Here is a 23,472-nt window from a genome sequence, read left to right on the forward strand (position 1 = left end):
TCAGGCGCGACGGCGGAACCGCAGGCCGATGACCAGGGCGACGACCAGCGCGATGCCGCCCAGGGAGAGCGCCAGCGGCCAGTTCTGCCAGGACGACGACGCGGGTGGCGCCGCCTGCGGCTCGTCGGCCGCCGGGGGTGGCGTCGTGGTCGTCGGCGCGGGTGGCTGGGCCAGGGCCGCGGCTCCCGCCACGGCGCGGATCGGCGTGCCGGCGCCTTCCGAGGCGGACAGCAGGGTGCCGTCCGGGTCGAAGGCGATGGCCTCGCCCTGGGGTTCGTTCGGCAGCGGGACGCGCACCGGGTCGCCGGACAGGGCCTTGACGACGTCGCCGTCGGGGACCGGGAAGAGGTACGCGTCGGTGTAGGTGCGCAGGGCGATGACGGAGCCGTCGGCCGTGGAGGCCGCTCCGGTCACCAGGCGCGAGTCGAGGGTGCCCTCCAGCGGGCCGCCCGGGGTGTCCGTGGTCGACAGCGACACGCGGGTGACCTGCTCCAGCGGTACCGATGCATCGGTGCGGAGGGGGCCCGTTGGGCGGTACACCAGCGCGGAGCCGAGGGGTTCCTTCGTGATGATGTACGGCGTGCCGGACTTGTCGATGAGCAGCGCCTCGGCGTCGTGCTTGCCGTCCGGGTAGGTGACGCGGAACCGCTCCACGGCGCCCGAAGGCGAGACCTTGTGCAGGGCGACCGTGGAGCGGGACTTGCTGTTGTCGCCGGTGTCGGACGCCCAGAGGGTGCCGTCCGGCGTCATCGCCAGGTCTTCGACGTCGTACGGGTCGACGGGCGCGGTGATCGTGCGCTTCACGACGCAGTCGCGGCCCATGACCTGGATGCGCAGCGTGCCGTTGTCGCTGTCGCTGACGGCGAAGAACTCTGTGCCGTTGGACGTGAGCCCGGAGAGCTCCTGCATGGCTACCGGGCACACGTCCACCGGTGGAGGCGGGAGGATCAAGCAGGCGTCCCGTTCGTCGCGAACTCCTCGAGGACGCCGGCGAGGTCCGGGCGCACGCGGGCGGACAGCAGCGTGCCCGACTCCGTGTGCTTCTCGGACAGCACCTCGCCGTCGCGGTGCACGCGGGCGACGACCTCGCCGCGCGCGTACGGCACGAGCGCCTCGACCACGACCTCGGGTCGCGGCATCAGCTCGGCGATGCGGACCCGCAGCTCCTCGATGCCCACGCCCGAGTGCGCCGACACGAACGACGCGTCCGGGAACAGGTGCCGCAGCCGGGCCATGCCCAGGTCGCCCACCGCGTCGATCTTGTTCACGACGAGGAGCTCGCGCGGCATCGGCGTCTCGGTCTTGTCGTTGATCTCGGCGAGGACCTCGCGCACGGCCTTGACCTGCTGTTCCGGCATGGCATCGGAGCCGTCGACCACGTGCACGAGCAGGTCGGACTGGCCGACCTCCTCCAGCGTGGAGCGGAACGCCTCGACCAGCTGGTGCGGCAGGTGCCGGACGAAGCCGACCGTGTCCGTCAGCGTGTACGGCAGGCCCTCGGGCGTCAGCGCGCGGCGCGTCGTCGGGTCGAGGGTGGCGAACAGCGCGTCCTCCACCAGGACTCCGGCGCCGGTCAGCGCGTTGAGCAGCGACGACTTGCCCGCGTTGGTGTAGCCCGCGATGGCGACGCTCGGGATCTCGTTCGCCGTGCGGCGGCCCCGCTTGGTCTCGCGGATGACGCCGATCGCGGCGATCTCCCGGCGCAGCTTCGCGATGCGCGCGCGGATGCGGCGGCGGTCGGTCTCGATCTTCGTCTCACCGGGACCGCGCAGACCCACACCACCGTTGCCACCGCCGGCACGACCACCGGCCTGCCGCGACAACGTCTCACCCCAGCCGCGCAGGCGCGGCATCAGGTACTGCAGCTGGGCCAGCTCGACCTGCGCCTTGCCCTCCTTGGACCGCGCGTGCTGCGCGAAGATGTCCAGGATCAGCGCGGTGCGGTCGATGACCTTGACCTTGAGCTTCTCCTCCAGCTGGCGCAGCTGGCCGGGCGAGAGCTCGCCGTCGCAGATCACCGTGTCGGCGCCGGTCGACTGCACGACGTCGCGCAGCTCGGAGACCTTGCCGGACCCGATGTACGTCGCCGCGTCGGGCTTGTCGCGCCGCTGCACGACGCCTTCGAGGACCTCGGAGCCCGCCGTCTCGGCGAGGCGCGCCAGCTCGGCCATCGACGCGTCGGAGTCCGCGGCCGTGCCCTCGGTCCACACCCCGACGAGCACGACCCGCTCCAGGCGAAGCTGCCGGTACTCGACCTCGGTGATGTCCTCGAGCTCGGTGGACAACCCCGCGACACGGCGCAGTGCGGCGCGTTCGGCGAGTTCGTAGTCGCCGGTCGAGAAGTCGTCGTCCCACGACTCGTCGAACTCGGGGTCGAACTCTGTGCTCTGGATGTTTTCCGTCATTTGCCCTTCATCGTCCCACGGACCGTTAGTCCCCCGGATACACCGCGAGGTAGATCGCCACACGGGGAACATCCGGCTTGACCGGTTGCGCGGCCAGCTCATCCATCAACGACGCGAGCCGCTGCTTTAGTTCCTCCGGGTCGACGGTGACGACCAGGCGGCTCTGATCCACGTCACTGAGCCCGATGTCGGCAACCTCGCCGAGGAAAGCGTGCAACATCGCCTCGCCGACGGCGACCGCATTTTCGCTGTTGTCGAGCTGCCAGGACAGTCCCGTCGACCGGTAGGGGATCTCTTTCGCTCCCCTGTTGCCCGCGCGCGGCGGCATCGCCTCCAGGAACCCGGTGGCGACGAGCTTGCGCACGTGGTGCAGCGTCGTGGCCGGGTCCTTGCCGAGCCGCTGCGCCAGCTCCTTGTTCGTGAGCGGCCGTTCGAACGTCAGGCGGATGATGCGGAGCCGCAGGTCGGAGCTCAGCGCGGCGGCTTCCTCGCTCGTCGCGGGACGTCGCTTCCCAGACAGTGCCACGGGCTCAGTCTAAGTGAGTGATTGACAGTTTCCAATCACTCGGCGCAGACTCCCCGGCATGGCGCTTTGGGGGCATCACGACTTCCGCCGGCTGTGGGTCGGCGACACGATCAGCCAGTTCGGCGTGAGCATCGGCATCACGGTCATCCCGCTGCTCGCGGCGGGTGTGCTGCACGCGACACCGTTCGAGATGGGGTTGCTGGCGGCGGCGAGCACGGTGGCGTTCCTGCTGATCGGACTGCCCGCGGGCGTCTGGGTCGACCGGATGCGCCGCAAACCGCTGATGATCTGGATGGACGTCGTGCGCGCCACGCTGATGCTGAGCGTGCCCGTGGCGTGGTGGCTGGGCGTGCTCGACCTGCCGCAACTGGTCGTCGTGAGCCTCGCGGTCGGCGTGTGCACGGTCTTCTTCGACGTCGCGTACCAGTCGTACCTGCCGTCGCTGGTGGGTCGCGACCAGCTCGTCGAGGGCAACTCGAAACTGCAGGCCAGCATGTCCGTGGCCGACGTGTCGGGACCGGCGATCGGCGGCTACGTGGCGCAGTTCCTCGGCGCGGCCAACGGCGTGCTCGGGACCGGCCTCGGCTACCTGAGCTCGGCGTTCTTCCTGGTCCGGATCCGCAGCGTCGAGCCGGCGCCGGAACGCCACCCGGACCCGCACCTGCGCCGCGAGATCATGGAGGGGCTGCGGTTCGTCTTCGGCAACGCCACCCTGCGCAAGATCGTGGCCTGCACCGGCACGTCGAACTTCTTCCACGGCATCCAGAACGCCGTCAGCGTGCTGTTCCTGCTGCGGGTCGCCGGGCTGAACGAGGGCACGGCGGGCCTGGTGTTCAGCGCGAGCGGGGTCGGCGGCGTGCTCGGAGCGATGGTCGCGCACCGGCTCGGCGTGCTGGTGGGACAGGCGCGGCTGATCTGGCTCGTGCCGCTGCTGACCTGGCCGTTCGTGCTGCTGATGCCGTTCACGAAGCCGGGCTGGGGTATCGGGTTCGCCATGGCCGGGCTCGCGATCAGCTCGTTCGGCGTCGTCGTCTACAACGTCGGCCAGGTGAGCTACCGGCAGGCGATCTGCCCCGACCACCTGCTGGGCCGCATGAACGCGTCGATCCGCTGGGTGGTGTGGGGCGCGACGCCGCTCGGCGCGTTGCTCGGCGGTGGGCTCGGGACGTGGATCGGGATCGTGCCGACGCTGTGGGTGTCGCTGGTGGGGTCGGTGGCGGGCATGTTGTGGGTGCTGTTCTCGCCGTTGCGGTCTATGCGTGACCTGCCGACCGCGTCTAGCGTCGCGGTTCATGGCTGATACGAAGGTTGTGCGGGACGGTCTTCACTTCGGCGAGGGGCCGCGGCGCGGTCCGGACGGCCGCCTCTACTACTCGGACTTCTACGCGGGCGAGGTGCACGCCCTCGACCTAGCGACGGGTGACGACGAGGTCGTCGTCGCGTTCGACGGCCAGCCGTCGGGCCTCGGCTGGCTGCCCGACGGGAGCCTGCTCGTCGTGTCGATGCTCGACCGGACGGTGCGCAGGCTCGTCGGGGACGAACTCGTCGTGCACGCCGACATCTCGCACATCGCGACGTTCCACGCGAACGACATGCTCGTCGACGCCGAGGGCCGCGCGTACGTCGGCAACTTCGGCTTCGACCTGCACGGCCTGATCGACGAGGTCGGCATCCCGCGGTTGCTCGAACCCGACTTCGACCCGCTCGGCGCCTCGCTCGCACTCGTGCAACCGGACGGCTCCGTCAGCGTCGCCGCCGAGGACCTCAAGTTCCCGAACGGCATGGCGCTGCTGCCCGACCCGACGGGCGAGTCGGAGAGCGGGAGCATCCTCGTCGTCGCCGAGACCGTTGCATTCCAGCTCACTTCATTTGCGGTCGACCGCAACGGATCGTTGCAAAACCGCAGGGTGTGGGCCGATGTGAAGGAGCTGGGGATCGCGCCGGACGGGATCGCGGGCGACGGGGACGGCGTGTGGGTGGCGCCGGCGTTGCAGCCCGCGGTGTTCCGGGTGACCGAGGGCGGCAAGGTCACGCACCGGGTCGAGACGACGCAGACGTGTTTCGCCGTCGCCGTCGTCGACGACCACCTCGTGTGCCTCACGGCGCCGGACTCGAACCCGAGCGTGGTCAGGCCCGACCGGCTCGGGAAGATCGAGAGTTACAAGCTCTAACTGACGTTCGCGGGTGTTACGCGAGGGCGTCCCACCAGGACTTGTCGAGCTCGCCGCGCGCGACGAGCACGGCAGGTCCGGTGAGGGTCGACGTCGTCGGCTCGATGGTCACGCGGACCTGGCCGCCGAGGACGTCGACGGTCGCCTCGCCGGTGGTGCGGCCCTGGCCCGCGAGCCAGGACGCGACCGACGCGACGGTGCCGGTGCCGCAGGAGCGGGTCTCGCCGACGCCGCGCTCGTAGACTCGCATGCGCAGCGCCCCGCCGCGGTCGGAGTCACCGATGACGTTGATCAGCTCGACGTTCACGCCGTGCGGGAACATCACCGGGTCGAAGCCGGGCGGCACGGTGAGGTCGAAGCCCTCGACCGGGGTGTCGGTGACGCACGCGAGGTGCGGGTTGCCGACGTCGACCGCGAAGCCGCCGATGCCGGCGCCGCCGACCGCGGCGATGGACGTGCCGGTGACGCGGGCGGGGCCCATGTCGTTCGTGACGGAGCCGTCCGGGTGCGTCGTCACCGTCTTGTCGCCGGCGCGCGTGCCCACGACGAACTCGCCCTGCGGCTGGTGGCCCGCGTCGACCAGGTAGCGGGCGAAGACGCGCAGGCCGTTGCCGCACATCTCGGCGATGGAACCGTCGGCGTTGCGGTAGTCCATGAACCACTTGCCCTCGGACCGCACGACGCGCAGCACGCCGTCGGCGCCCAGGCCGCGCTGCCGGTCGCACAGCGCCTGGACGCGCGCGACGGTCAGGTCCAGCTGGTCATCGAGGTCGGGCAGGATGACGAAGTCGTTCTCCGTGCCGTGCCCCTTCACGAACTCCACGGCACCAGGTTACCGGCGGCCTCCAAAAGATCCGGGCGCGCGCCGTCGAGCCAGGTGATGCGCTGGTCACGCCGGAACCACGAGCGCTGCCGCCGCACGAACCGGCGGGTGGCGCGCTTGGTCTCCTCGGCGGCGAAGTCGATCGTGCAGGCTCCGTCCATTGCGGACAGCACCTGCTGGTAGCCGAGGGCGCGGGACGCGGTCTTGCCGTCGCGCAGGCCGATCCGGACCAGGGCGCGCACCTCGGCCTCGAGGCCCGCCTGGAACATCTGGTCCACCCGCAGGTCGACGCGCTCGTCCAGTTCGGACACCTCGCGGTCGACGCCGATCTGGACGGTGCCGTAGCGGGCGGGGCCGGGCTTCGGGAGGTTCGCCGAGAACGGTTGCCCGGTCAGCTCGATGACCTCCAGCGCGCGCACGATGCGGCGGCCGTTGGACGGCAGGATCGCGATCGCGGCGGCCGGGTCGAGCTCCTCCAGGCGCCGGTGCAACGCCTCGGAGCCGAGCGAGGCGAGCTCGGCCTCGAACCGCAGCCGCACCGCGTCGTCGGTGCCCGGGAACTTCAGGTCGTCGAGCACCGCCTGGACGTAAAGTCCCGAACCTCCGACGAGGACCGGCGGCCGTCCGGCGGCGAGCAGGTCCTCGACGACGGCCCTGGTCTCGCGCTGGTAGGCCGCGACGGACGCGGTCTCGGTGACGGACAGGACGTCGAACAGGTGGTGCGGCACGCCGCGGCGTTCGGCGACGGGCATCTTGGCCGTGCCGATGTCCATGCCGCGGTAGAGCTGCATGGCGTCGGCGTTGACGACCTCTCCGCCGAAGCGTTCGGCGAGTGCGACGGCCAGGTCCGACTTGCCGGTGGCGGTGGGGCCGACCACAGCGATGGGGGTGATCACGGGCGCTCCCAGACGGCGACGTGGTAGCCCACGCCGGCAGGTACGAAGAACTCGGCGCCGGTGCAGCGCCAGGGGCCGGGCACGCCGGCGAGGACCTGCCACGCCGCACGGCCCTGCGCGCCCAGCTCGTGGGCCAGGGCGGGGTCGAGGCCGAGCAGGCCGTCCACATCGGCGGCGGCGAGCAAACTGTGGACCAAAGAGTCGAAAGGTCCCGAACGCTCGTCGTCCGAGCCCGGCGAGCGCGGGCCGTGGCGGGTCGAGCCGTCGCCGAGGACCAGCAGGCCGGCGTCCTCGGCCGCGAGCCGCCGTCCTAACGAGACACAGTCCGAAGGGGCCAGATCAGGTGGGACGAGTTCAACGCGTGACACCTCGACTGCGCAGTGTTCCCGCAGCCAGGCGGTGATTAGCACTGGCAACGGAATCTCCGCGTCCGGCGGCAGGTCACCGCCGAGTGACACGGGCAGATCGACCCCATAACCGAGAAAAGTTCCCGACAACGGGGGCGCCCAGGTCGCGCGGCCGCCGCGGTCCACCGCGACGGCGACCCACGGACCGGGCAGTTTTCCTGCTGCGGCAAGGGTTGCGGCGCGCACGGGTTCGGTTTCGGCGGCGGCTCCCACGACCAGTTCTGGCACCAGAAGAGGTGGGTGCGGCACCACCGCAGCGCGGGTGATCACAACGAACGAGGCTACCTATCGTGGACTCCCAGTACCGAGTCGAGCTCTGACCTGTTTGAATGCGCGCGGGGAACTGGGGACGGGAGACCCTCCAGCGCCCGTATTGCATCGGCCCCGCTTCTGGCGGGGCGCCCGTGGCAGGCACGGGCGTCAGACGGGAGGAACCGGCGATGTCGGAGCAGGACAGCACACCGCAGGCCGTGGCGGAGACCGCCCCAGTCGAGGGTGCAGCCGAGAGCGGGGTCGAACACACGCCGAAGGAGACCGCGGCGCCGGCGAGCGCTCCGGCCGTCCCCGTGGCGTCGGACCACCCTGACCGCTGGGGGCGCGTGGACGCCGACGGCACCGTGTACGTGAAGACCGAGGACGGCGAACGCGCCGTCGGGTCGTGGCAGGCCGGGGAGCCGGTCGAGGGCCTCGCGCACTTCGCGCGGCGCTTCGACGACCTGCGCACCGAGGTCGAGCTGCTGGTCTCGCGGCTCGCGTCCGGCGCCGGCGACCCCAAGCACGCCCTGACCAGCGCGAAGCACGTCAAGGAGCAGCTGGCCGAGGCCGCCGTCGTCGGTGACCTGAAGGCGCTGGCCGCTCGCGTCGAGCACGTGCTGGAGCGGGCCGAGGCGGGTATGGAGAAGGCGAAGGAGGCCAAGGAGGCCGCCCGAGCCCAGTCCGTGGCGCGCAAGCAGGCGCTCGTCGACGAGGCCGAGTCGATCGCGAACGAGTCGACCCAGTGGAAGGTCGCGGGCGACCGGCTGCGGCAGATCCTCGACGAGTGGAAGACCATCCGCGGCGTCGACCGCAAGACCGACGAGCAGCTGTGGCGCCGGTTCTCGAAGGCCCGGGACGCGTTCAACCGCCGTCGCGGCTCGCACTTCGCGGACCTCGACCGCCAGCGCTCGGTGGCCAAGACCTCCAAGCAGGCGCTGGTCGAGGAGGCCGAGAAGCTCGTCGACTCCGACGACTGGGGCCCCACGGCCGGTCGCTACAAGGAGCTCATGGTCGAGTGGAAGGCCGCCGGGCGTGCGCCCAAGGAGGCCGACGACGCGCTGTGGCAGCGGTTCCGGGCCGCGCAGGACGCGTTCTTCCAGAAGCGCTCCGAGGCGTTCAGCGAGCGGGACGCCGAGTTCACGGCCAACGCGAAGCTGAAGGAGGAACTGCTCGCCGAGGCCGAGACGATCGACCCGTCGACCGACCTCGAGGCCGCGCGCCAGCACCTCTACAAGATCCAGGAGCGCTGGGACGCGATCGGCAAGGTGCCGCGCGAGCGCATCCGCGAGCTCGAGGGCAAGCTCCGCACCATCGAGGAGAAGGTCCGCGGCGCGGTCGACGCCCAGTGGCGCCGGTCCGACCCCGAGGCCGAGGCCCGCGTGGCGCAGTTCCGCGAGCGGGTGGAGCAGTTCGAGGCGCAGGCCGCGAAGGCCCGTGCCGCGGGCGACAAGCGCCGCACCGAGCAGGCAGAGGCGCAGGCGGCCCAGTGGCGCGAGTGGCTCGCCGCCGCTGAGCAGGCCCTGGCGACCCGCTAGAGGTTCTAACGTCCGAGAGCCCTTCTCCCGCTGCGGAGAAGGGCTCTCGGACGTTTCAGGGCCTTCTAGCGGGCGATGCGCCAGCGCTGGTCGGCGCTGCCCGTGCACAGCGACGCGATCAGCCAGGTGCCGTTCTCGTACGAACCGCTGTTGGCCGTCCCGAGGCACCGCCCGGACGTCACGTGGGCGAACTGGTCGGTGTTCACCACTCGCCACAGTTGCGCGTCGTTGCTCGGGTTGCAGGCGTTCGCCTTGACGTGCTCGCCGAAGTTCTCCTGGTACACCGGCTCCATGCAGAGGTTCCCGCGCTGGTTGCGGATGCGGAACGCGCTGTGGTCGGCGTCCGAGAACTCGCGTGCCCAGAACGGCTGGAAGCTCGTGCCGTCGCTCGGCGGGTGCCGCTCCCACATCACCGCGTCGTTCCAGCTGTTCTGGTAGAAGTCCGCGGCCTTCTGGTCGTTGCCCGCGGGCACCAGGTAGCCGGGGCCGTCGGTGGCGGGCTTCGTCGGACCGGGCGGCGGCGGAGGCGGCTGTGGGGGCACCAGCGTCGTCGGCACCGGCACGGGCTTCACGATCGGCGCACCGGTCGTGAACGGACCGGGAGCAGGCGGTGGGGTGGTCGTCCCCGACGACGTGCCCGGCGTCGTCGTGGCGGTGGAGAGCAACGGCGGAGCGGACACCGAAGGGTCTGCGGCGGCCTGCTGACCGCCGTCCTCCCGCAGGTACAGGGCAGCGATCGCGGCCGCGGCCAGCGCCACCACCACTCCGATCACGATGCCGGCGCGCACCAGGCGGGACGGCGTGCGCCGACCACCGATGTACAGGTCGCGCGCCTGCACGACCATGCCGCTGTTGTCGCCGTGCGTGGAGTTCGCGTGGTGCTCCCCCGCGTCCGTCATGCCCAGCGTGTCGGGAACACCGTTCGGATCATTACAACCGTCAGAGCTGGGGCGGCCGCGACGCCGCGATCTTCACCCACTTCACCAGCAGCACGATCACGGCGATCACCGCGATGATCAGCCCGAGACCGGGGCCGGGGCCGATCGTCTTGTTGCTCGTCGTGGTCTGCTGCGTCCAGATCGACAGCACGCCGATGATCGAGCCCGCGAACAGCCCGAGCGAGCACACCCAGGTGAGCCCCCAGCGCCGCACCGCGAGCGTGATGCCGGAGCCGACCACGCCGACACCCAGTGCGAGGTACGAGAACAGCTTCGGCAGGAAGAGCGTCGACTCGCCCAGCACGACCTGCAGCCCGGTGTACTCCCCGATCCACGGCAGGATCAGCGAGACCAGGATCGCGAGCACCGCGATCGAGATCGTCAGCGCGCCGGTGCCGGGGTCGATCCGCTTGGCGGCCTCGTGCTCCACCGAGTCGATTTCCTTGCGCAAGAAGTCGTCCTCACTCACTGGGCCGCACATCCGGACACGGCGGGCAGGGGCTCGGGCGCCCCGAACGACGGCAGACCCAGGCCGATGCCCGCGGTCTTGGGCTTGATGCCGGCCTCCGAACGGTCACCGGCCTTGGTGCGCCGCCACGACAGCGGTTCGCCGTCCGCGACGAGGTAGTGCGGCGCCGCGTACGTCACGACGGTCTCGACGACGTCACCGGGACGCGGAACGGTCGCACCGGGCGTGAAGTGCACGAGGCGTCCGTCGCGCGCGCGACCGCTCATGCGCTGCGTCTCCGCGTCGCGCTTGCCCTCACCGGTCGCGACGAGCACCTCGACCGTGCGGCCGACCTGCTCCTTGTTGAGCGTGTGCGTCATCTCGTTCTGCAGCGCCACCAGCCGGTCGAAGCGCTCCTGCACGACGGCCTTGGGCAGCTGGTCCGGCAGCTCGGCGGCCGGGGTGCCGGGCCGCTTCGAGTACTGGAAGGTGAACGCCGACGAGAACCGGGCCTGGCGCACGACGTCGAGCGTGCCCTGGAAGTCCTCCTCGGTCTCACCGGGGAAGCCGACGATGATGTCCGTGGTGATCGCGGCGTCCGGCATGGCGGCGCGGACCTTCTCGATGATCCCCAGGTACTTCTCGGTGCGGTACGAGCGGCGCATCGCCTTGAGCAGCCGGTCCGAACCGGACTGCAGCGGCATGTGCAGGCTGTGGCACACGTTCGGCGTCTCGGCCATGGCGGCGATGACGTCGTCGGTGAAGTCCTTGGGGTGCGGCGAGGTGAAGCGGACGCGCTCCAGCCCGTCGATCTCCCCGCAGGCGCGCAGCAGCTTGCCGAACGCGAGCCGGTCGCCGAACTCGACGCCGTAGGAGTTGACGTTCTGGCCCAGCAGCGTCACCTCCAGCACGCCCTCGTCGACCAGCGTCTGCACCTCGGCCAGCACGTCGCCGGGGCGGCGGTCCTTCTCCTTGCCGCGCAGCGAGGGCACGATGCAGAACGTGCAGGTGTTGTTGCAGCCCACCGAGATCGACACCCAGCCCGAGTAGGCGGAGTCGCGCGCGGCCGGCAGCGACGACGGGAACGTCTCCAGCGCGTCGAGGATCTCGACCTGCGCCTCGGAGTTGTGGCGGGCGCGTTCGAGCAGCACGGGCAGCGAACCGATGTTGTGCGTGCCGAACACGACGTCCACCCACGGGGCGCGGCGCACGATCTCGCTGCGGTCCTTCTGGGCGAGGCAGCCGCCGACGGCGATCTGCATGCCGGGCTTGGCCGCCTTCTGCGGGGCGAGGTGGCCGAGCGTGCCGTACAGCTTGTTGTCTGCGTTCTCGCGGACCGCGCAGGTGTTGAAGACGACGACGTCGGGCTGTTCGGCCTCGGTCGCCCGCTCGTAGCCCGCGTCTTCGAGCAGACCGGCGAGCCGCTCGGAGTCGTGCACGTTCATCTGACACCCGAACGTGCGGATCTGGAAGCTCTTGCGAACCTGCGCGGTACTCACGTCAACACGATAACTCCTGGTCACACGCCCGAGTCGCGCGGACCGGGCAAAGCAGACCGCATCCACACGTTGACCAGGCAGGACCTTCGTCGGGTGCACCGGCCCGGTACCCCCGTGGCACGATGCGCTGATGTTCGGACGAGTACATGCCGCCGTGTCCCTGCTGGCCGCCGCAACGGTCCTGACGGGCTGCACCAGCACGGTCTCGGACATCAAGATCACGATGGCCACCGGCAGCGAGTTCGGCGTCTACTACTCGCTCGGCAACGGCCTGGCGGACGTCTGGAGCGGCCGGCTCGGCATCGCGCGGCCCCAGGTCGTGCGCACGGACGGGTCGCGGGACAACGTGCTGCGCCTCGTCAGCAACCAGGCCCAGGTCGGCTTCTCGCAGGCCGACGCGCTCGAGGGCGTCCCCGGCTCGGAGAAGCTGCGCGCGCTCGCCCGCATGCACGACGACTACCTGCAGGTGATCGTGCGCGCCGACCTGCCGGTGACGAAGCTGCGCGAGCTGTCCGGGCTGCGCGTGTCGACCGGCGCGACCGGGTCGGGCGTCGAGATCATCGCGAACCGGCTGCTGAAGGCCGCGAACGTCACGCCGCAGGCGGTCAGCCTCGGCCTCGACGACTCCGCGCAGCAGATGCAGGAGGGCAAGCTCGACGCGTTCTTCTGGTCGGGCGGCCTGCCCACGCCGAGCATCACCAACCTAACCAAGGGCCTCGGCGTGCGGATGCTCGACCTCAAGGACGACCTGCCGCAGTTCCGCCAGCAGTACCCGGTGTACGGCTCCGCGACGCTGCCGGCCTCGATCTACAACCTGCAGTCCGGGCCGGTCATCACGCTGGTGGTGCGCAACTTCCTGCTCGTGCAGGAGTCCATGCCCGACGACGTCGCCGAGGCGCTGGTGCGGCAGCTGTTCGAGGGCCAGCCCGACCTGGTGAAGGCCCACTCCGCGGCGCGCACGATCGAACAGCGCTCCGCGATCGAGACGTCGCCTGTGCCGTTGCACAACGGCGCCATGCGCTACTACCGCGAGGTGAAGGTCTAGATCGCCGGGAGCGTGATCACGACCTTCAGGCCACCGTCCTCAGGGGACTCCAGGGCCACCGTGCCGTCGACGCGTTCCACGACCAGCCGCACGATCGAGAGCCCCAGCCCGGAGCCCGGCACGTTCTGGTGGGCCGGGCTGCGCCAGAACCGGTCGGTGGCGCGCTCCAGCTCGTCGGGTTGCAGCCCGGGCCCGTGATCGGCGACCGACAGCCGGATGACGCCGTCGGACTTGCGCGCGTCGACCACGATCAGCGTGCCCTCGGCGGTGAACTTCAGGGCGTTGTCGAGCAGTGCGTCGAGGATCGTCTCGACGCCGCGCGGCGGGGACAGGGCCATGCCGACCTTCTCCCCGTCGAGCACCAGGTGCACCTCCTTGGCCGCCGCGGCCGCCTGCCACGCGGACAGCCGCGCCGCCACGGACTTGTCGACGTCGACCGGGACCGGGTCCACCGAGCTGGACTCGGCGCGCGCCATGGCGAGCAGCTCGTCGAGGATGCGGTTGAGCCGGTCGGTCTCGCTGAGCGCCTCGACCTGGTGCACCTCCGCCTCGGAGTCGACGTGTCCCTCCAGGTTGGACAGTCTGAGTTTCAGGGCGGTCAACGGGTTGCGAAGCTGGTGTGACGCGTCCGCCACGAACGCCCGTTGCGCGGCGAGCACACCGCTCACGTTGGCGGCCATCTGGTCGAACGACCGGGACAGCTGCCGCAGTTCGGGCGGCCCGGACTCGGCGCCCACCGGCGGCACCGGCCGGCCCGCCACGACCGCGGCGAGGAGCTTGCCCGTGGCGTCGTCGAGCGCCTGCACGGGCCGCAGCGTCCAGCGCACGACGGGCAGCGCGAGCAGCACCGCGAGCGCCAGCACCAGCAGGCTCGCCGCGAGCAGCACCGCCCACCAGGCCAGCACCTCGAACCGGGTCTTGTCGGTCGGCGAGAACGTGATCACCGCGCCGCGCACCTCGCCGTCGACCAGCACCGGCTCGGCGAGCACGAGCTTGGTGTCGCTCCACGGCGCGAACAACGCCGGCGCGACCGGCAGGCGCCCGGCCAGCGCCTTGCTGACCAGGTCCTGCACGCCGCTGTCGCCGAGCGCGAGGTCGTTGCGCGACGCCACGAGCGGCACGGTCGGCGCGTCGCGGTCCACCACGGCCACGCCGATGTCGTACAGCTCGTCGTAGCGCTCGAGCTCCGGGCGCAGCAGGTTCGGGCTGCGGTCGATCAGCGGCCGCTGCGCGAGCGAGGCGAACCGGCTGGTGTCGGTGAGCCGGTCGAGGAACATCTCCTGCTGCTCCGCGGCCGCCACGTTGCGGCCCAGCGGCACGCCCAGGCCCACCAGGACGAGCACGATCAGGGCGAGCACCACGCCCAGCAGCCGAGACCTCACAGCCCGTCACCCCACCCGATCGCGACACGCCGACGGAAAAAGATCACCCAATCGAGATCACACCTGCCCGAGCCGGTAGCCGACGCCCCGCACCGTCTCCAGCAGCGCCGGCCTGCCGAGCTTCGTCCGCAGCGTGGCGACGTGCACGTCGAGCGTCCGGTTCGCACCGGACCACGTGCGGCCCCACACCTCGGCGAGGATCCGCTCCCGCGTGCAGACCGCGCCGCCCGCGGCCATCACCAGCGCGAGCACCTGGAACTCCTTGCGGGACAGGGCGACCGACTCCCCCGCGACCGTGACCTCGTGACGCCCCAGGTCGACCCGGACGTCACCGGTCTCGAACACCTCGGTGGACACCGCGCCCACCCCGACCGGATCGGCACCGCGGCGCCGCCGCACCGCGTGCACCCGCGCGACCAGTTCTCCCACGTCGTAAGGCTTGACGAGGTAGTCGTCGGCCCCGGCGTGCAGGCCGAGGATCCGGTCGTCGATCTCCCCCCGCGCGGACACCACGATGATCGCGACGTCCGACGCGGCCCTGATGGCACGGCACAGCGTCACGCCGTCCATGTCGGGCAGGCCGAGGTCGAGCAGCACCACGTCGACGCCGGTGAGGCGGTCGAGCGTGCCGCGGCCCGTGGCCTGCCGGTCCACGTGGAAACCCCGTCTGGTCAGGGCTGGGACCAAGGCCTCGGCGACCCTGTCGTCGTCCTCGACGAGCAGCACGCGCACTTTCGCTACCTCCCGGGCAACCGATGTCTGCCTGTGACAGAGTTGAGACCCTAAGTCTTGCTCAATGTCCTGGACTGGTGTGGTGGCGGACACCTAGGTTTCCGCCAACGCCGACGACCCCAAATGGAGGACTGGATGACTGCCGCCTCTGCCCCGCCGATGATTCGTGTGGCGGGTGTGGACAAGTTCTTCGGCCCGTTGCACGTGCTCAAGAACGTGCAGCTGGAAGTGCCGAAGGGGCAGGTAGTGGTCGTGCTGGGGCCGTCGGGTTCCGGTAAGTCGACCCTGTGCCGGACCATCAACCGCCTCGAGCCGATCGATTCCGGCGTCATCGAGGTCGACGGGCAGCCACTTCCCGCCGAAGGAAAAGAACTGGCCCGCCTGCGTGCCGATGTCGGCATGGTGTTCCAATCTTTTAACCTTTTCGCACACAAGACCATCGTCGAGAACGTGATGCTGGCGCCGGTGAAGGTCCGCAAGACCCCGGCCGCCGACGCGCGCAAGACCGCGATGGAACTGCTGGAGCGCGTCGGCATCGCCAACCAGGCCGACAAGTTCCCCGCTCAGCTCTCCGGTGGGCAGCAGCAGCGCGCGGCGATCGCCCGCGCGCTCGCGATGAAGCCGAAGGTGATGCTGTTCGACGAGCCGACGTCCGCGCTCGACCCCGAGATGGTCCAGGAGGTCCTGGACGTCATGACGGGTCTCGCGAAGGACGGCATGACGATGCTCGTCGTCACGCACGAGATGGGCTTCGCCCGCAAGGCCGCGGACCGGGTGATCTTCATGTCCGACGGCGAGGTCGTCGAGGACTCCACCCCGGAAGAGTTCTTCTCGGCCCCGAAGTCCAACCGCGCGAAGGACTTCCTTGGCAAGATCCTGACTCACTAGTAGTCAGCCCACTTCCAGATCGAATGGCAGGAGAAGGACGATGAGGGTTCGCACCCTTGCGGCGGTGCTGCTCACGGGCGCACTGGCCCTGACCGCGTGTGGCAAGGAAGGTGGCCCCGGCGAGACGCCGGCGCCCGCCGGTGTCTTCGACGTCGCGAAGGACGTCAAGGTCGAGGGCTCGCCGACGTTCGAGAAGATCAAGACGCGCGGCTCGCTGATCGTCGGGGTCAAGGAGGACCAGCCGGGTCTGGGCTACAAGGACCCGACGACGAACAAGTACAGCGGCTTCGACATCGACATCGCGCGACTGATCTCGGCGAAGCTCGGCTTCGACCCCGAGAAGATCCAGTTCAAGACGATCCAGTCGGCCGCTCGCGAGCAGGCGCTGATCAACGGTGACGTCGACTACTACGTCGGCACCTACACGATCAACGCCGGCCGCAAGGAGAAGGTCGCGTTCGCGGGCCCGTACTTCGTCGCCGGCCAGGACCTGCTGGTGAAGAAGGACGACTCGTCGATCACCGGCCCGGAGACCCTCAAGGGCAAGAAGGTCTGCTCGGTCACCGGCTCGACGCCGATCAAGAACGTCCGGGAGAAGGGCTACACCGAGCCCGAGAACATCCAGGAGTTCCAGGGCTACTCCCAGTGCGTCACCAAGCTGCTCAACGGTGAGGTCGACGCGGTCACCACGGACGACGCGATCCTCAAGGGCTACGCCGCCGCCGAGGAGGGCAAGCTGAAGGTCGTCGGCAAGACCTTCTCCAAGGAGCCTTACGGCATCGGCCTGCCCAAGGACGACAAGGCGCTGCGCGACAAGGTGAACGACATCCTGCAGGCCTCGCTCGACGGTGGCGACTGGCAGAAGATCTACGACGGCACGCTCGGCAAGTCGGGTTCCTCGGCGGAGAAGCCGACGATCGACCGCTACTGACGCGTTAGTCACGTGGCCGGTGGATCCCACGTGGGTCCACCGGCCGATCCTTTGAAGGCGGACGGACGGCAAGGAAACCGATGAGCGTCCTCACCAACAACCTAGAACTCTTCCTGCGCCTGTTTGGCCAGACCCTCCAGCTCTTCGCGATCTCGGCGGTGATCTCGCTGGTGCTGGGCACGCTGCTGGCAGCGCTGCGGGTCAGCCCCGTGCCGGTCTTCCGGGGCATCGGCGCGACCTACGTGACGGTGCTGCGCAACACGCCGCTGACGCTGGTGTTCGTGTTCTTCCTCTTCGCGTATCCGCTCCTCGAGATCCTGAGGATCGAGCCCTACACCGCGGCCGTCGTCGCATTGTCGCTCTACACCGCGGCTTTCGTCTGCGAGGTCGTGCGTTCGGGCATCAACACGGTGCCGGTCGGGCAGGCGGAGGCCTCGCGCGCGCTCGGTCTCACGTTCACGCAGATGCTCGGCAACGTGGTGCTGCCGCAGGCGATGCGTTCGGTCGTGCCGCCGATGACGAGCACGATGATCGCATTGCTGAAGAACACCACGGTCGCCTCGGGCTTCGCCGTCCCCCAGGCGGGATCGATTCGCGACGCGCTGTCGGAGCAGGGTGACAACGTCCTGTTCGGACTCGTCTGGGTGGCGATCGGATTCGTCGTCCTGGTGATGCCGCTGACGTACGTCCAGCAGGTCTTCGAGAAGCGGTGGAGCGTGGCCCGATGAGCATGGTGCTGTTCGACGTCCCGGGCCCGAAGGCCCGCGTCCGTCACAAGATCATGGCGGTCGTCGGCATCGCGGCGGCGCTCGCCGCGGTCGCGTACGTGGTCATGCGCTTCATCGCCACCGACCAGTTCAGCGCCCGCCGGCTCGACTGGATCAACTACAAGCAGATCCAGCTGTCGCTGGTCGAGGCGATCGGCAACACGCTGTCCGCGTTCGCCGTCGGCGCGGTGCTGGCGCTCGTGTTCGGTGCGCTCTTCGCCGCGGCGCGGCTGTCCGACCACGCCTGGGTGCGCACTCCCGCGGCGGTGATCGTCGAGATCTTCCGCGCGATCCCGCTCGTGATCATGATGTTCTTCTTCTACTACGGCCTTCCGTCCGCCGGCATCAAGCTGAGCGCGTTCACGGCCGTCGTGGTCAGCTTGATGCTGTACAACGGCTCGGTCCTCGCGGAGATCTTCCGCGCGGGCATCAACTCGCTGCCGAAGGGCCAGGCCGAGGCCGCGTACGCGCTGGGCATGCGCAAGACGCAGGTGATGACGTTCGTGCTGCTCCCGCAGGCGTTGCGGGCGATGCTGCCGACCATCATCAGCCAGCTCGTCGTGCTGTTGAAGGACACGGCGCTCGGCTTCCTCATCACGTTCGAGGAACTGCTGCGGTGGGGTACGCGCATCGGTGGTGACGCGGTGAACTTCGGTCGCCCCATGATCTCGGTGATGATCGTGGTCGCCCTGATCTACATCGGGATGTGCCTCCTGCTGACGTGGCTCGCCACGTACCTGGAGAAGCGCAACCGCCGCAACAAGAAGGTCGTCAAGCTCGACAACGACGACGCCGGGCAGGTCCAGCTCGGCAACGCGTCGACGGCTGTGGGTGGCGGCGTCACCGTCTGACCCACCACACCGCGAGGAACGGGGCGTGTCCACTTCGGACGCGCCCCGTTCGTCGTCACCGGGAGACGTTCCAGTCGACGACTCCGCTCCAGGCCTGGTCGCGCTCCCCCACGACGTCGAGGCAGAACGTGGTGCCCGCCGGGAGGTTCGTGCCGAGCAGCCGGCGCGAGCGGTCCCCCGCGGGGAACAGCACGGGGCTGCCCGCCACCCGGCCGTCGCGGCACCAGCGGATCTCCAGGTCGACGGGACTGGCGGTGACCCGGAGGTAGACGTCCGAGCCGTCCACGGTGACCGTGCGGGCGGCGAGCAGGTCGGCCGATGCGGTGCGCATGGGCCGGAACGTATCGGCGGAAGCGGAACCGGGTCGTCTCACGAAGAGTGGATCTCCCGTCAACTTTCGCGGTACGCTCGTGGTGGGGGATCTACTGCGGTGACGTCACATGATTAAGGGGCATTGTGACGCGCGTGCTTGTGGTCGACGACCAGCCGTTGTTCCGTGCGGGCCTGGTCGCGTTGCTGAACGCTTCACCTGATCTGACCGTCGTCGGCGAGGCCTGCGACGGTGCCGGGGCGGCCGCGCTGGCCGTGTCGTCGAGACCGGACGTGGTGCTGCTCGACATCCGCCTGCCGGGTCTGCCCGAGCTCGCCCGCGTCGCCGCGTCCGCGCGCCTGCTGGTGCTGACCACGTTCGACCTGGACGAGCACGTCCACGAGGCGTTGCGGCTGGGTGCCGCCGGGTTCGTGCTGAAGGAGTCCGAACCGGCGCGGCTGATCTCGGCCATCAAGGCCGTCGCGGCGGGCGAGATGCGGTTCAGCCCCACCGTGATGCGCCGGCTCGTGGCGGCGTACCTGAAGGGCGATTCCGCTGTCGCGCCACGGGGTTCGTTCGGGCTGGACGAGCTGACCGACCGCGAGCGCGAGGTGTTGCGGCTGGTCGGCACCGGGCTCACGAACACCGCGATCGCGGGCAAGCTGTCGGTCACCGAGGGCACGGTCAAGACGCACCTCAACCGCGTGATGACGAAGCTGCGGCTGACCAGCCGGGCTCAGGCCGTGGTGACGGCGTACGAGTCCGGACTGGTCATCCCGCAGGCTCTCGCTAGGACCGCCTGAACAGCTTGTTGCCGAGCCAGACGATCGGGTCGTACTTGCGGTCGGCGACGCGCTCCTTCATCGGGATGAGCGCGTTGTCGGTGATGTGGATGTGCTCGGGGCACACCTCGGTGCAGCACTTGGTGATGTTGCAGAGCCCGAGGCCGTGGTCGTCCTGGGCCTGGTCGACGCGGTCCGCGGTGTCGAGCGGGTGCATCTCCAGCTCGGCGACGCGCATGAGGAACCGCGGTCCCGAGAACGCCTCCTTGTTCTCCTCGTGGTCACGCACCACGTGGCAGGTGTTCTGGCACAGGAAGCACTCGATGCACTTGCGGAACTCCTGCGAGCGCTCGACGTCGACCTGCTGCATCCGGTACTCGCCCGGCGCCAGGTCCTTCGGCGGCGCGAACGACGGGACCTCGCGCGCCTTGGTGTAGTTGAAGGACACGTCGGTCACGAGGTCGCGGATGATCGGGAACGTCCGCATCGGCGTGACCGTGATCGTCTCCCCCTCCGTGAAGGTCGACATCCGGGTCATGCAGAGCAGCCGCGGCCGTCCGTTGATCTCGGCCGAGCACGAGCCGCACTTGCCGGCCTTGCAGTTCCACCGCACCGCGAGGTCCGGGGCCTGCGTGGCCTGCAGCCGGTGGATGATGTCGAGGACGACCTCGCCCTCGTTGACCTCGACGGTGAAGTCCTCCAGCCCGCCGCCGGAGTCGTCGCCGCGCCACACCCGGAACTTCCCCTGGTAGCTCATGACAGCTCCTCGGCGGTCAGGTACTTCTCCAGCTCGGTGCGGTCGAACAGGTCCAGCAGGTCGTGCCGGATCGGGATCTGCGGCTGCTCCGCGACCGCGACGCCGTCACCGTCGGTCTTGCACACCAGCAGCTTCCGCCGCCACTCCGCGTCCATCACGGGGTGGTCGTCGCGGGTGTGACCGCCGCGTGACTCGGTGCGCAGCAACGCGGCCCTGGCCACGCACTCCGACACCAGCAGCATGTTGCGCAGGTCGAGGGCGAGGTGCCAGCCGGGGTTGAACTGCTGGTGGCCCTCCACGGTCAGCGACCGGGCGCGTTCCTTGAGCTTCTCCAGCCGTTGCAACGCCTCCTCCATCTCGCCGGCGCGGCGGATGATGCCGACTAGGTCGTTCATCGACTGCTGCAGCTCCATGTGCAGGGTGTACGGGTTCTCACCGCCCTCCTGCTGGAACGGCTTGAGCGCGGCGGCCCTGGCCTCGGTGATCAGGTCCTCCGAGACCGCCGGCCGGTCCTTGAGCGCGCGCACGTACTCCGCCGCTCCCGCACCGGCCCTGCGCCCGAAGACGAGCAGGTCCGACAACGAGTTGCCGCCCAGCCGGTTCGAGCCGTGCATGCCGCCGGAGACTTCGCCGGCCGCGTAGAGCCCTGGTACCGAAGAGGATCCGGTGTCCGGGTCGACCTCGACGCCGCCCATGACGTAGTGGCAGGTCGGCCCGACCTCCATCGGCTGCGCGGTGATGTCCACGTCGGCCAGTTCCTTGAACTGGTGGTGCATGGACGGCAGCCGGCGGCGGATCTCCTCGGCGGGCAGGCGCGTCGACACGTCGAGGAAGACGCCGCCGTGCGGTGACCCGCGCCCTGCCTTGACCTCGGAGTTGATCGCGCGGGCGACCTCGTCCCGCGGCAGCAGCTCCGGTGGGCGCCGGTTGTTCGCCTGGTCGGTGTACCAGCGGTCGGCCTCCGCCTCGTTGTCGGCGTACTTGTCCTTGAACACCTCGGGGATGTAGTCGAACATGAACCGCTTGCCGTCGGAGTTGCGGAGCACACCGCCGTCACCGCGCACGGACTCGGTGACGAGGATGCCCTTGACCGACGGCGGCCAGACCATGCCGGTGGGGTGGAACTGGATGAACTCCATGTTGATCAGCGAGGCACCGGCGCGCATCGCGAGCGCGTGGCCGTCGCCGGTGTACTCCCAGGAGTTCGACGTGACCTTGAAGGACTTGCCGATGCCGCCGGTCGCGAGGATCACCGCCGGTGCCTCGAAGTGCACGAACCGGCCGGACTCGCGCCAGTAGCCGAACGCGCCGGAGATCCGGTCGCCGTCCTTCGTGAGCTCGGTGACGGTGAACTCCTGGAATACCCGCAGGCGTGCCTCGTAGTCGCCGAACTCCTTGAAGTCGTCCTGCTGCAACGACACGATCTTCTGCTGCAGCGTGCGGATCAGCTCGAGGCCGGTGCGGTCGCCGACGTGGGCGAGGCGCGGGTACTCGTGGCCACCGAAGTTGCGCTGCGAGATCCGGCCGTCCTTCGTGCGGTCGAACAGCGCGCCGTAGGTCTCGAGCTCCCAGACCCGTTGCGGCGCCTCCTGTGCGTGCAGCTCGGCCATGCGCCAGTTGTTGAGGAACTTGCCTCCGCGCATGGTGTCGCGGAAGTGGACCTGCCAGTTGTCGCTCTCGTTCGCGTTGCCCATGGCGGCGGCGATGCCGCCCTCGGCCATGACGGTGTGGGCCTTGCCGAACAACGACTTGCAGAGGACGGCGGTGCGCAGGCCGTGCTCACGGGCCTCGATCGCGGCACGCAGACCGGCACCACCCGCGCCGATCACGAGAACGTCGAACGAATGCCTTTCCAGCTCGGGCAAAACCACTCCTTAGTTGATGAAGCGGAGGTCGGAGATCGTTCCCGAGGCGACCAGCGCGACGTACAGGTCCGTGAGGCAGACGAAGATCAGCGACGCCCACGCCAGCTGCATGTGCCGGTTGTTGAGCTTCGAGATCTGCGTCCACGCCCAGTACCGGACCGGGTGCTTGGAGAAGTGCTTGAGGCGTCCGCCCGCGATGTGCCGGCACGAGTGGCAGCTCAGCGTGTACGCGGCGAGCAGGCTCACGTTGACCAGCAGGATGATGTTGCCCAGGCCCAGGCCGGTGCTGAACGCGGAGACCGCGTCGTAGATGTTGACCAGCAACAGGATCGAGGCCGCGTAGAAGAAGTAGCGGTGCAGGTTCTGCGCGATCAGCGGGAACCGGGTCTCACCGGTGTACTTGCTGTGCGGCTCGGCCACGGCGCACGCGGGCGGCGACGCCCAGGCCGCGCGGTAGTAGGCCTTGCGGTAGTAGTAGCAGGTGATCCGGAAGCCCAGCAGGAACGGGATGATCAGCAGCGGCGGGGTCAGGAAGCCGGGCAGTGCCGGGAACCACTGACCGAAGTGACTTGCCGCGGGGACGCACTCCTCGGTGAGACAGGGCGAGTACATCGGTGTGAGGTAGTGGTACTGGTCGACCCAGTAGTAGTCCCCCTGGAACGTGCGGAACGCCGCGTAGATCGAGATGAGCAGCAGGCCGACGAACGTCGTCAGCGGCGGCAACCACCATCGGTCCGTGCGCAGAGTCCTGGCGGCGATCTCTGCCCTCGCCATTGGTCACCTTTCTGGGGGTCCACGTCGTTGTGGAGGAAACGCGTAACGGCCCCCGCTGACTGCGAGGGCCGTGAGGTCGGGCTGGGTCAGGTCCGGTGCCGGTACCCACCGAGTCCTTCGTCGTCCGCGTCCTTCCAGAGCGACTCGTCGTAAGGCGTGTCGGGCACGACCACGACCTCGCGTTCCACTTGAGGCGCCTCGCGTTGCCTCGGGGTGCTCAGGTCGACGAGTTCGGTGGCGTCGATGTCCATGCGCTCTACGTCGTTGGCCAGGCGTTGCACGGCCGCGACGTCGCCATACCTGGCGCGCAGGTTGCTGACGGCGTGCCGCATCTGGCCGATGACCCGGCGCAGCTCGACGATCTCCGTGGAGTTCATGGGACACCTCCGTTCCAAGGTCGTGCCCCGCACTCTGCCCAATCTCAAGCCATGTGACAAGCACCACACGCCAAGATTCAAAACTGGTCGCCTCCCAGCTACTGAATC

Annotated in this window: 25 protein-coding genes; 9 read left to right on the forward strand and 16 right to left on the reverse strand. The window is 69.5% G+C overall.

Annotated elements, in window-relative coordinates; translation table 11 throughout:
* From ABZX02_RS28155 to ABZX02_RS28165, 3 genes are read right to left on the reverse strand one after another with little or no spacing between them, the layout of a single operon-like run.
* The gene (locus ABZX02_RS28155; protein ID WP_355302651.1) at positions 1–909 is read right to left on the reverse strand and encodes a hypothetical protein; all 909 of its coding nucleotides are present in this window, start codon (positions 907–909) and stop codon (positions 1–3) included.
* Positions 910–947: 38 nt separating this feature from the next.
* On the reverse strand, positions 948–2,405 hold the full coding sequence (hflX, locus tag ABZX02_RS28160) for a GTPase HflX (RefSeq protein WP_355302327.1): 1,458 nt from the start codon (positions 2,403–2,405) through the stop codon (positions 948–950).
* 25 nt (positions 2,406–2,430) lie between these two features.
* Positions 2,431–2,925 (reverse strand): helix-turn-helix domain-containing protein, encoded by a 495-nt coding sequence (locus ABZX02_RS28165; RefSeq protein ID WP_355302653.1) that lies wholly within the window; start codon positions 2,923–2,925, stop codon positions 2,431–2,433.
* Positions 2,926–2,989: 64 nt separating this feature from the next.
* Here ABZX02_RS28165 and ABZX02_RS28170 point away from each other — a divergent pair, with 64 nt between their 5' ends.
* Entirely contained in the window at positions 2,990–4,231 is a 1,242-nt protein-coding gene (locus tag ABZX02_RS28170; protein WP_355302329.1) for an MFS transporter, read from the forward strand.
* A complete protein-coding gene (locus tag ABZX02_RS28175; RefSeq protein ID WP_355302331.1) occupies positions 4,224–5,102 on the forward strand; it encodes an SMP-30/gluconolactonase/LRE family protein in 879 nt (292 codons plus the stop codon). Before ABZX02_RS28170 ends, ABZX02_RS28175 begins: the two co-directional genes overlap by 8 nt.
* 16 nt (positions 5,103–5,118) lie before the next feature.
* Here ABZX02_RS28175 and dapF read toward each other — a convergent pair whose 3' ends face one another.
* From dapF to ABZX02_RS28190, 3 genes are read right to left on the reverse strand one after another with little or no spacing between them, the layout of a single operon-like run.
* Positions 5,119–5,925: a diaminopimelate epimerase gene (gene dapF, locus ABZX02_RS28180; RefSeq protein ID WP_355302333.1), complete on the reverse strand. Its 807-nt coding sequence runs from the start codon at positions 5,923–5,925 to the stop codon at positions 5,119–5,121.
* Complete coding sequence (gene miaA / locus ABZX02_RS28185) at positions 5,913–6,821, reverse strand: tRNA (adenosine(37)-N6)-dimethylallyltransferase MiaA (RefSeq protein WP_355302335.1); 909 nt, start codon at positions 6,819–6,821, stop codon at positions 5,913–5,915. The genes dapF and miaA overlap by 13 nt, the downstream gene beginning before the upstream one ends.
* Positions 6,818–7,498 (reverse strand): hypothetical protein, encoded by a 681-nt coding sequence (locus ABZX02_RS28190; protein WP_355302336.1) that lies wholly within the window; start codon positions 7,496–7,498, stop codon positions 6,818–6,820. The genes miaA and ABZX02_RS28190 overlap by 4 nt, the downstream gene beginning before the upstream one ends.
* Positions 7,499–7,668: 170 nt before the next feature.
* On the opposite strand from ABZX02_RS28190, the gene ABZX02_RS28195 reads away from it, so the two are divergent.
* A complete protein-coding gene (locus ABZX02_RS28195) occupies positions 7,669–9,018 on the forward strand; it encodes a DUF349 domain-containing protein (RefSeq protein ID WP_355302338.1) in 1,350 nt (449 codons plus the stop codon).
* Between the two features lie 65 nt (positions 9,019–9,083).
* On the opposite strand, the gene ABZX02_RS28200 is transcribed toward ABZX02_RS28195, so the two are convergent.
* The 3 genes from ABZX02_RS28200 to miaB are packed head-to-tail and all read right to left on the reverse strand — an operon-like array spanning position 9,084 to position 11,903.
* A complete protein-coding gene (locus ABZX02_RS28200; protein ID WP_355302340.1) occupies positions 9,084–9,917 on the reverse strand; it encodes an RICIN domain-containing protein in 834 nt (277 codons plus the stop codon).
* 40 nt (positions 9,918–9,957) lie between these two features.
* Positions 9,958–10,407 carry a hypothetical protein gene (locus tag ABZX02_RS28205; RefSeq protein WP_355302342.1) on the reverse strand — a complete coding sequence of 150 codons (450 nt, stop codon included), beginning with the start codon at positions 10,405–10,407 and terminating at the stop codon, positions 9,958–9,960.
* 14 nt (positions 10,408–10,421) lie between these two features.
* On the reverse strand, positions 10,422–11,903 hold the full coding sequence (miaB, locus tag ABZX02_RS28210; protein ID WP_355302344.1) for a tRNA (N6-isopentenyl adenosine(37)-C2)-methylthiotransferase MiaB: 1,482 nt from the start codon (positions 11,901–11,903) through the stop codon (positions 10,422–10,424).
* 130 nt (positions 11,904–12,033) lie between these two features.
* On the opposite strand from miaB, the gene ABZX02_RS28215 reads away from it, so the two are divergent.
* Positions 12,034–12,948 (forward strand): TAXI family TRAP transporter solute-binding subunit, encoded by a 915-nt coding sequence (locus ABZX02_RS28215; RefSeq protein ID WP_355302345.1) that lies wholly within the window; start codon positions 12,034–12,036, stop codon positions 12,946–12,948.
* Here the strand turns inward: ABZX02_RS28215 and ABZX02_RS28220 are convergent.
* Both ABZX02_RS28220 and ABZX02_RS28225 read right to left on the reverse strand, forming a co-directional pair.
* On the reverse strand, positions 12,945–14,330 hold the full coding sequence (locus tag ABZX02_RS28220) for a HAMP domain-containing sensor histidine kinase (RefSeq protein WP_355302347.1): 1,386 nt from the start codon (positions 14,328–14,330) through the stop codon (positions 12,945–12,947). The two genes, ABZX02_RS28215 and ABZX02_RS28220, sit on opposite strands and share 4 nt — an antisense overlap.
* 57 nt (positions 14,331–14,387) lie before the next feature.
* A complete protein-coding gene (locus tag ABZX02_RS28225; RefSeq protein ID WP_030464939.1) occupies positions 14,388–15,062 on the reverse strand; it encodes a response regulator transcription factor in 675 nt (224 codons plus the stop codon).
* A 159-nt stretch (positions 15,063–15,221) separates the two neighbouring features.
* On the opposite strand from ABZX02_RS28225, the gene ABZX02_RS28230 reads away from it, so the two are divergent.
* From ABZX02_RS28230 to ABZX02_RS28245, 4 genes are all read left to right on the forward strand, one after another.
* Positions 15,222–15,950 carry an amino acid ABC transporter ATP-binding protein gene (locus tag ABZX02_RS28230; protein ID WP_176960056.1) on the forward strand — a complete coding sequence of 243 codons (729 nt, stop codon included), beginning with the start codon at positions 15,222–15,224 and terminating at the stop codon, positions 15,948–15,950.
* A 40-nt stretch (positions 15,951–15,990) separates the two neighbouring features.
* Entirely contained in the window at positions 15,991–16,881 is an 891-nt protein-coding gene (locus ABZX02_RS28235; protein WP_355302349.1) for a glutamate ABC transporter substrate-binding protein, read from the forward strand.
* An 80-nt stretch (positions 16,882–16,961) separates the two neighbouring features.
* Positions 16,962–17,609, forward strand: a complete 648-nt coding sequence (locus ABZX02_RS28240) for an amino acid ABC transporter permease (RefSeq protein WP_355302351.1) — start codon at positions 16,962–16,964, stop codon at positions 17,607–17,609.
* On the forward strand, positions 17,606–18,499 hold the full coding sequence (locus ABZX02_RS28245) for an amino acid ABC transporter permease (protein ID WP_355302353.1): 894 nt from the start codon (positions 17,606–17,608) through the stop codon (positions 18,497–18,499). The genes ABZX02_RS28240 and ABZX02_RS28245 overlap by 4 nt, the downstream gene beginning before the upstream one ends.
* A gap of 55 nt (positions 18,500–18,554) precedes the next feature.
* Here the strand turns inward: ABZX02_RS28245 and ABZX02_RS28250 are convergent, their stop codons facing one another.
* Entirely contained in the window at positions 18,555–18,830 is a 276-nt protein-coding gene (locus ABZX02_RS28250; RefSeq protein WP_355302354.1) for a hypothetical protein, read from the reverse strand.
* A gap of 125 nt (positions 18,831–18,955) precedes the next feature.
* Between ABZX02_RS28250 and ABZX02_RS28255 the strand changes: the two genes are divergently transcribed.
* Positions 18,956–19,612, forward strand: a complete 657-nt coding sequence (locus ABZX02_RS28255; RefSeq protein WP_355302356.1) for a response regulator transcription factor — start codon at positions 18,956–18,958, stop codon at positions 19,610–19,612.
* Here ABZX02_RS28255 and ABZX02_RS28260 read toward each other — a convergent pair.
* The 4 genes from ABZX02_RS28260 to ABZX02_RS28275 all read right to left on the reverse strand — a co-directional run bounded on the left by ABZX02_RS28260 (position 19,599) and on the right by ABZX02_RS28275 (position 23,364).
* On the reverse strand, positions 19,599–20,348 hold the full coding sequence (locus ABZX02_RS28260) for a succinate dehydrogenase/fumarate reductase iron-sulfur subunit (protein WP_355302358.1): 750 nt from the start codon (positions 20,346–20,348) through the stop codon (positions 19,599–19,601). The two genes, ABZX02_RS28255 and ABZX02_RS28260, sit on opposite strands and share 14 nt — an antisense overlap.
* A complete protein-coding gene (locus ABZX02_RS28265; RefSeq protein ID WP_355302359.1) occupies positions 20,345–22,213 on the reverse strand; it encodes a fumarate reductase/succinate dehydrogenase flavoprotein subunit in 1,869 nt (622 codons plus the stop codon). The genes ABZX02_RS28260 and ABZX02_RS28265 overlap by 4 nt, the downstream gene beginning before the upstream one ends.
* A gap of 9 nt (positions 22,214–22,222) precedes the next feature.
* On the reverse strand, positions 22,223–22,987 hold the full coding sequence (locus ABZX02_RS28270) for a hypothetical protein (protein WP_355302361.1): 765 nt from the start codon (positions 22,985–22,987) through the stop codon (positions 22,223–22,225).
* 86 nt (positions 22,988–23,073) lie between these two features.
* Positions 23,074–23,364: a hypothetical protein gene (locus ABZX02_RS28275; protein ID WP_089924263.1), complete on the reverse strand. Its 291-nt coding sequence runs from the start codon at positions 23,362–23,364 to the stop codon at positions 23,074–23,076.
* Between the last annotated feature and the right edge of the window lie 108 nt (positions 23,365–23,472).

The organism is Lentzea sp. NPDC003310, assembly GCF_040610935.1.
GTDB lineage: Bacteria > Actinomycetota > Actinomycetes > Mycobacteriales > Pseudonocardiaceae > Lentzea.

Excerpts from the sequence above, each read along its gene's own strand:
- ABZX02_RS28155 (WP_355302651.1), bottom strand. The coding sequence starts at position 909 with ATGCAGGAGCTCTCCGGGCTCACGTCCAACGGCACAGAGTTCTTCGCC.
- ABZX02_RS28270 (WP_355302361.1), bottom strand. The coding sequence starts at position 22,987 with ATGGCGAGGGCAGAGATCGCCGCCAGGACTCTGCGCACGGACCGATGG.
- ABZX02_RS28240 (WP_355302351.1), top strand. The coding sequence starts at position 16,962 with ATGAGCGTCCTCACCAACAACCTAGAACTCTTCCTGCGCCTGTTTGGC.
- ABZX02_RS28170 (WP_355302329.1), top strand. The coding sequence starts at position 2,990 with ATGGCGCTTTGGGGGCATCACGACTTCCGCCGGCTGTGGGTCGGCGAC.
- ABZX02_RS28235 (WP_355302349.1), top strand. The coding sequence starts at position 15,991 with ATGAGGGTTCGCACCCTTGCGGCGGTGCTGCTCACGGGCGCACTGGCC.
- ABZX02_RS28175 (WP_355302331.1), top strand. The coding sequence starts at position 4,224 with ATGGCTGATACGAAGGTTGTGCGGGACGGTCTTCACTTCGGCGAGGGG.
- ABZX02_RS28195 (WP_355302338.1), top strand. The coding sequence starts at position 7,669 with ATGTCGGAGCAGGACAGCACACCGCAGGCCGTGGCGGAGACCGCCCCA.
- ABZX02_RS28230 (WP_176960056.1), top strand. The coding sequence starts at position 15,222 with ATGATTCGTGTGGCGGGTGTGGACAAGTTCTTCGGCCCGTTGCACGTG.
- ABZX02_RS28260 (WP_355302358.1), bottom strand. The coding sequence starts at position 20,348 with ATGAGCTACCAGGGGAAGTTCCGGGTGTGGCGCGGCGACGACTCCGGC.
- ABZX02_RS28250 (WP_355302354.1), bottom strand. The coding sequence starts at position 18,830 with ATGCGCACCGCATCGGCCGACCTGCTCGCCGCCCGCACGGTCACCGTG.
- ABZX02_RS28200 (WP_355302340.1), bottom strand. The coding sequence starts at position 9,917 with ATGACGGACGCGGGGGAGCACCACGCGAACTCCACGCACGGCGACAAC.
- hflX (WP_355302327.1), bottom strand. The coding sequence starts at position 2,405 with ATGACGGAAAACATCCAGAGCACAGAGTTCGACCCCGAGTTCGACGAG.
- ABZX02_RS28245 (WP_355302353.1), top strand. The coding sequence starts at position 17,606 with ATGAGCATGGTGCTGTTCGACGTCCCGGGCCCGAAGGCCCGCGTCCGT.
- ABZX02_RS28215 (WP_355302345.1), top strand. The coding sequence starts at position 12,034 with ATGTTCGGACGAGTACATGCCGCCGTGTCCCTGCTGGCCGCCGCAACG.
- ABZX02_RS28275 (WP_089924263.1), bottom strand. The coding sequence starts at position 23,364 with ATGAACTCCACGGAGATCGTCGAGCTGCGCCGGGTCATCGGCCAGATG.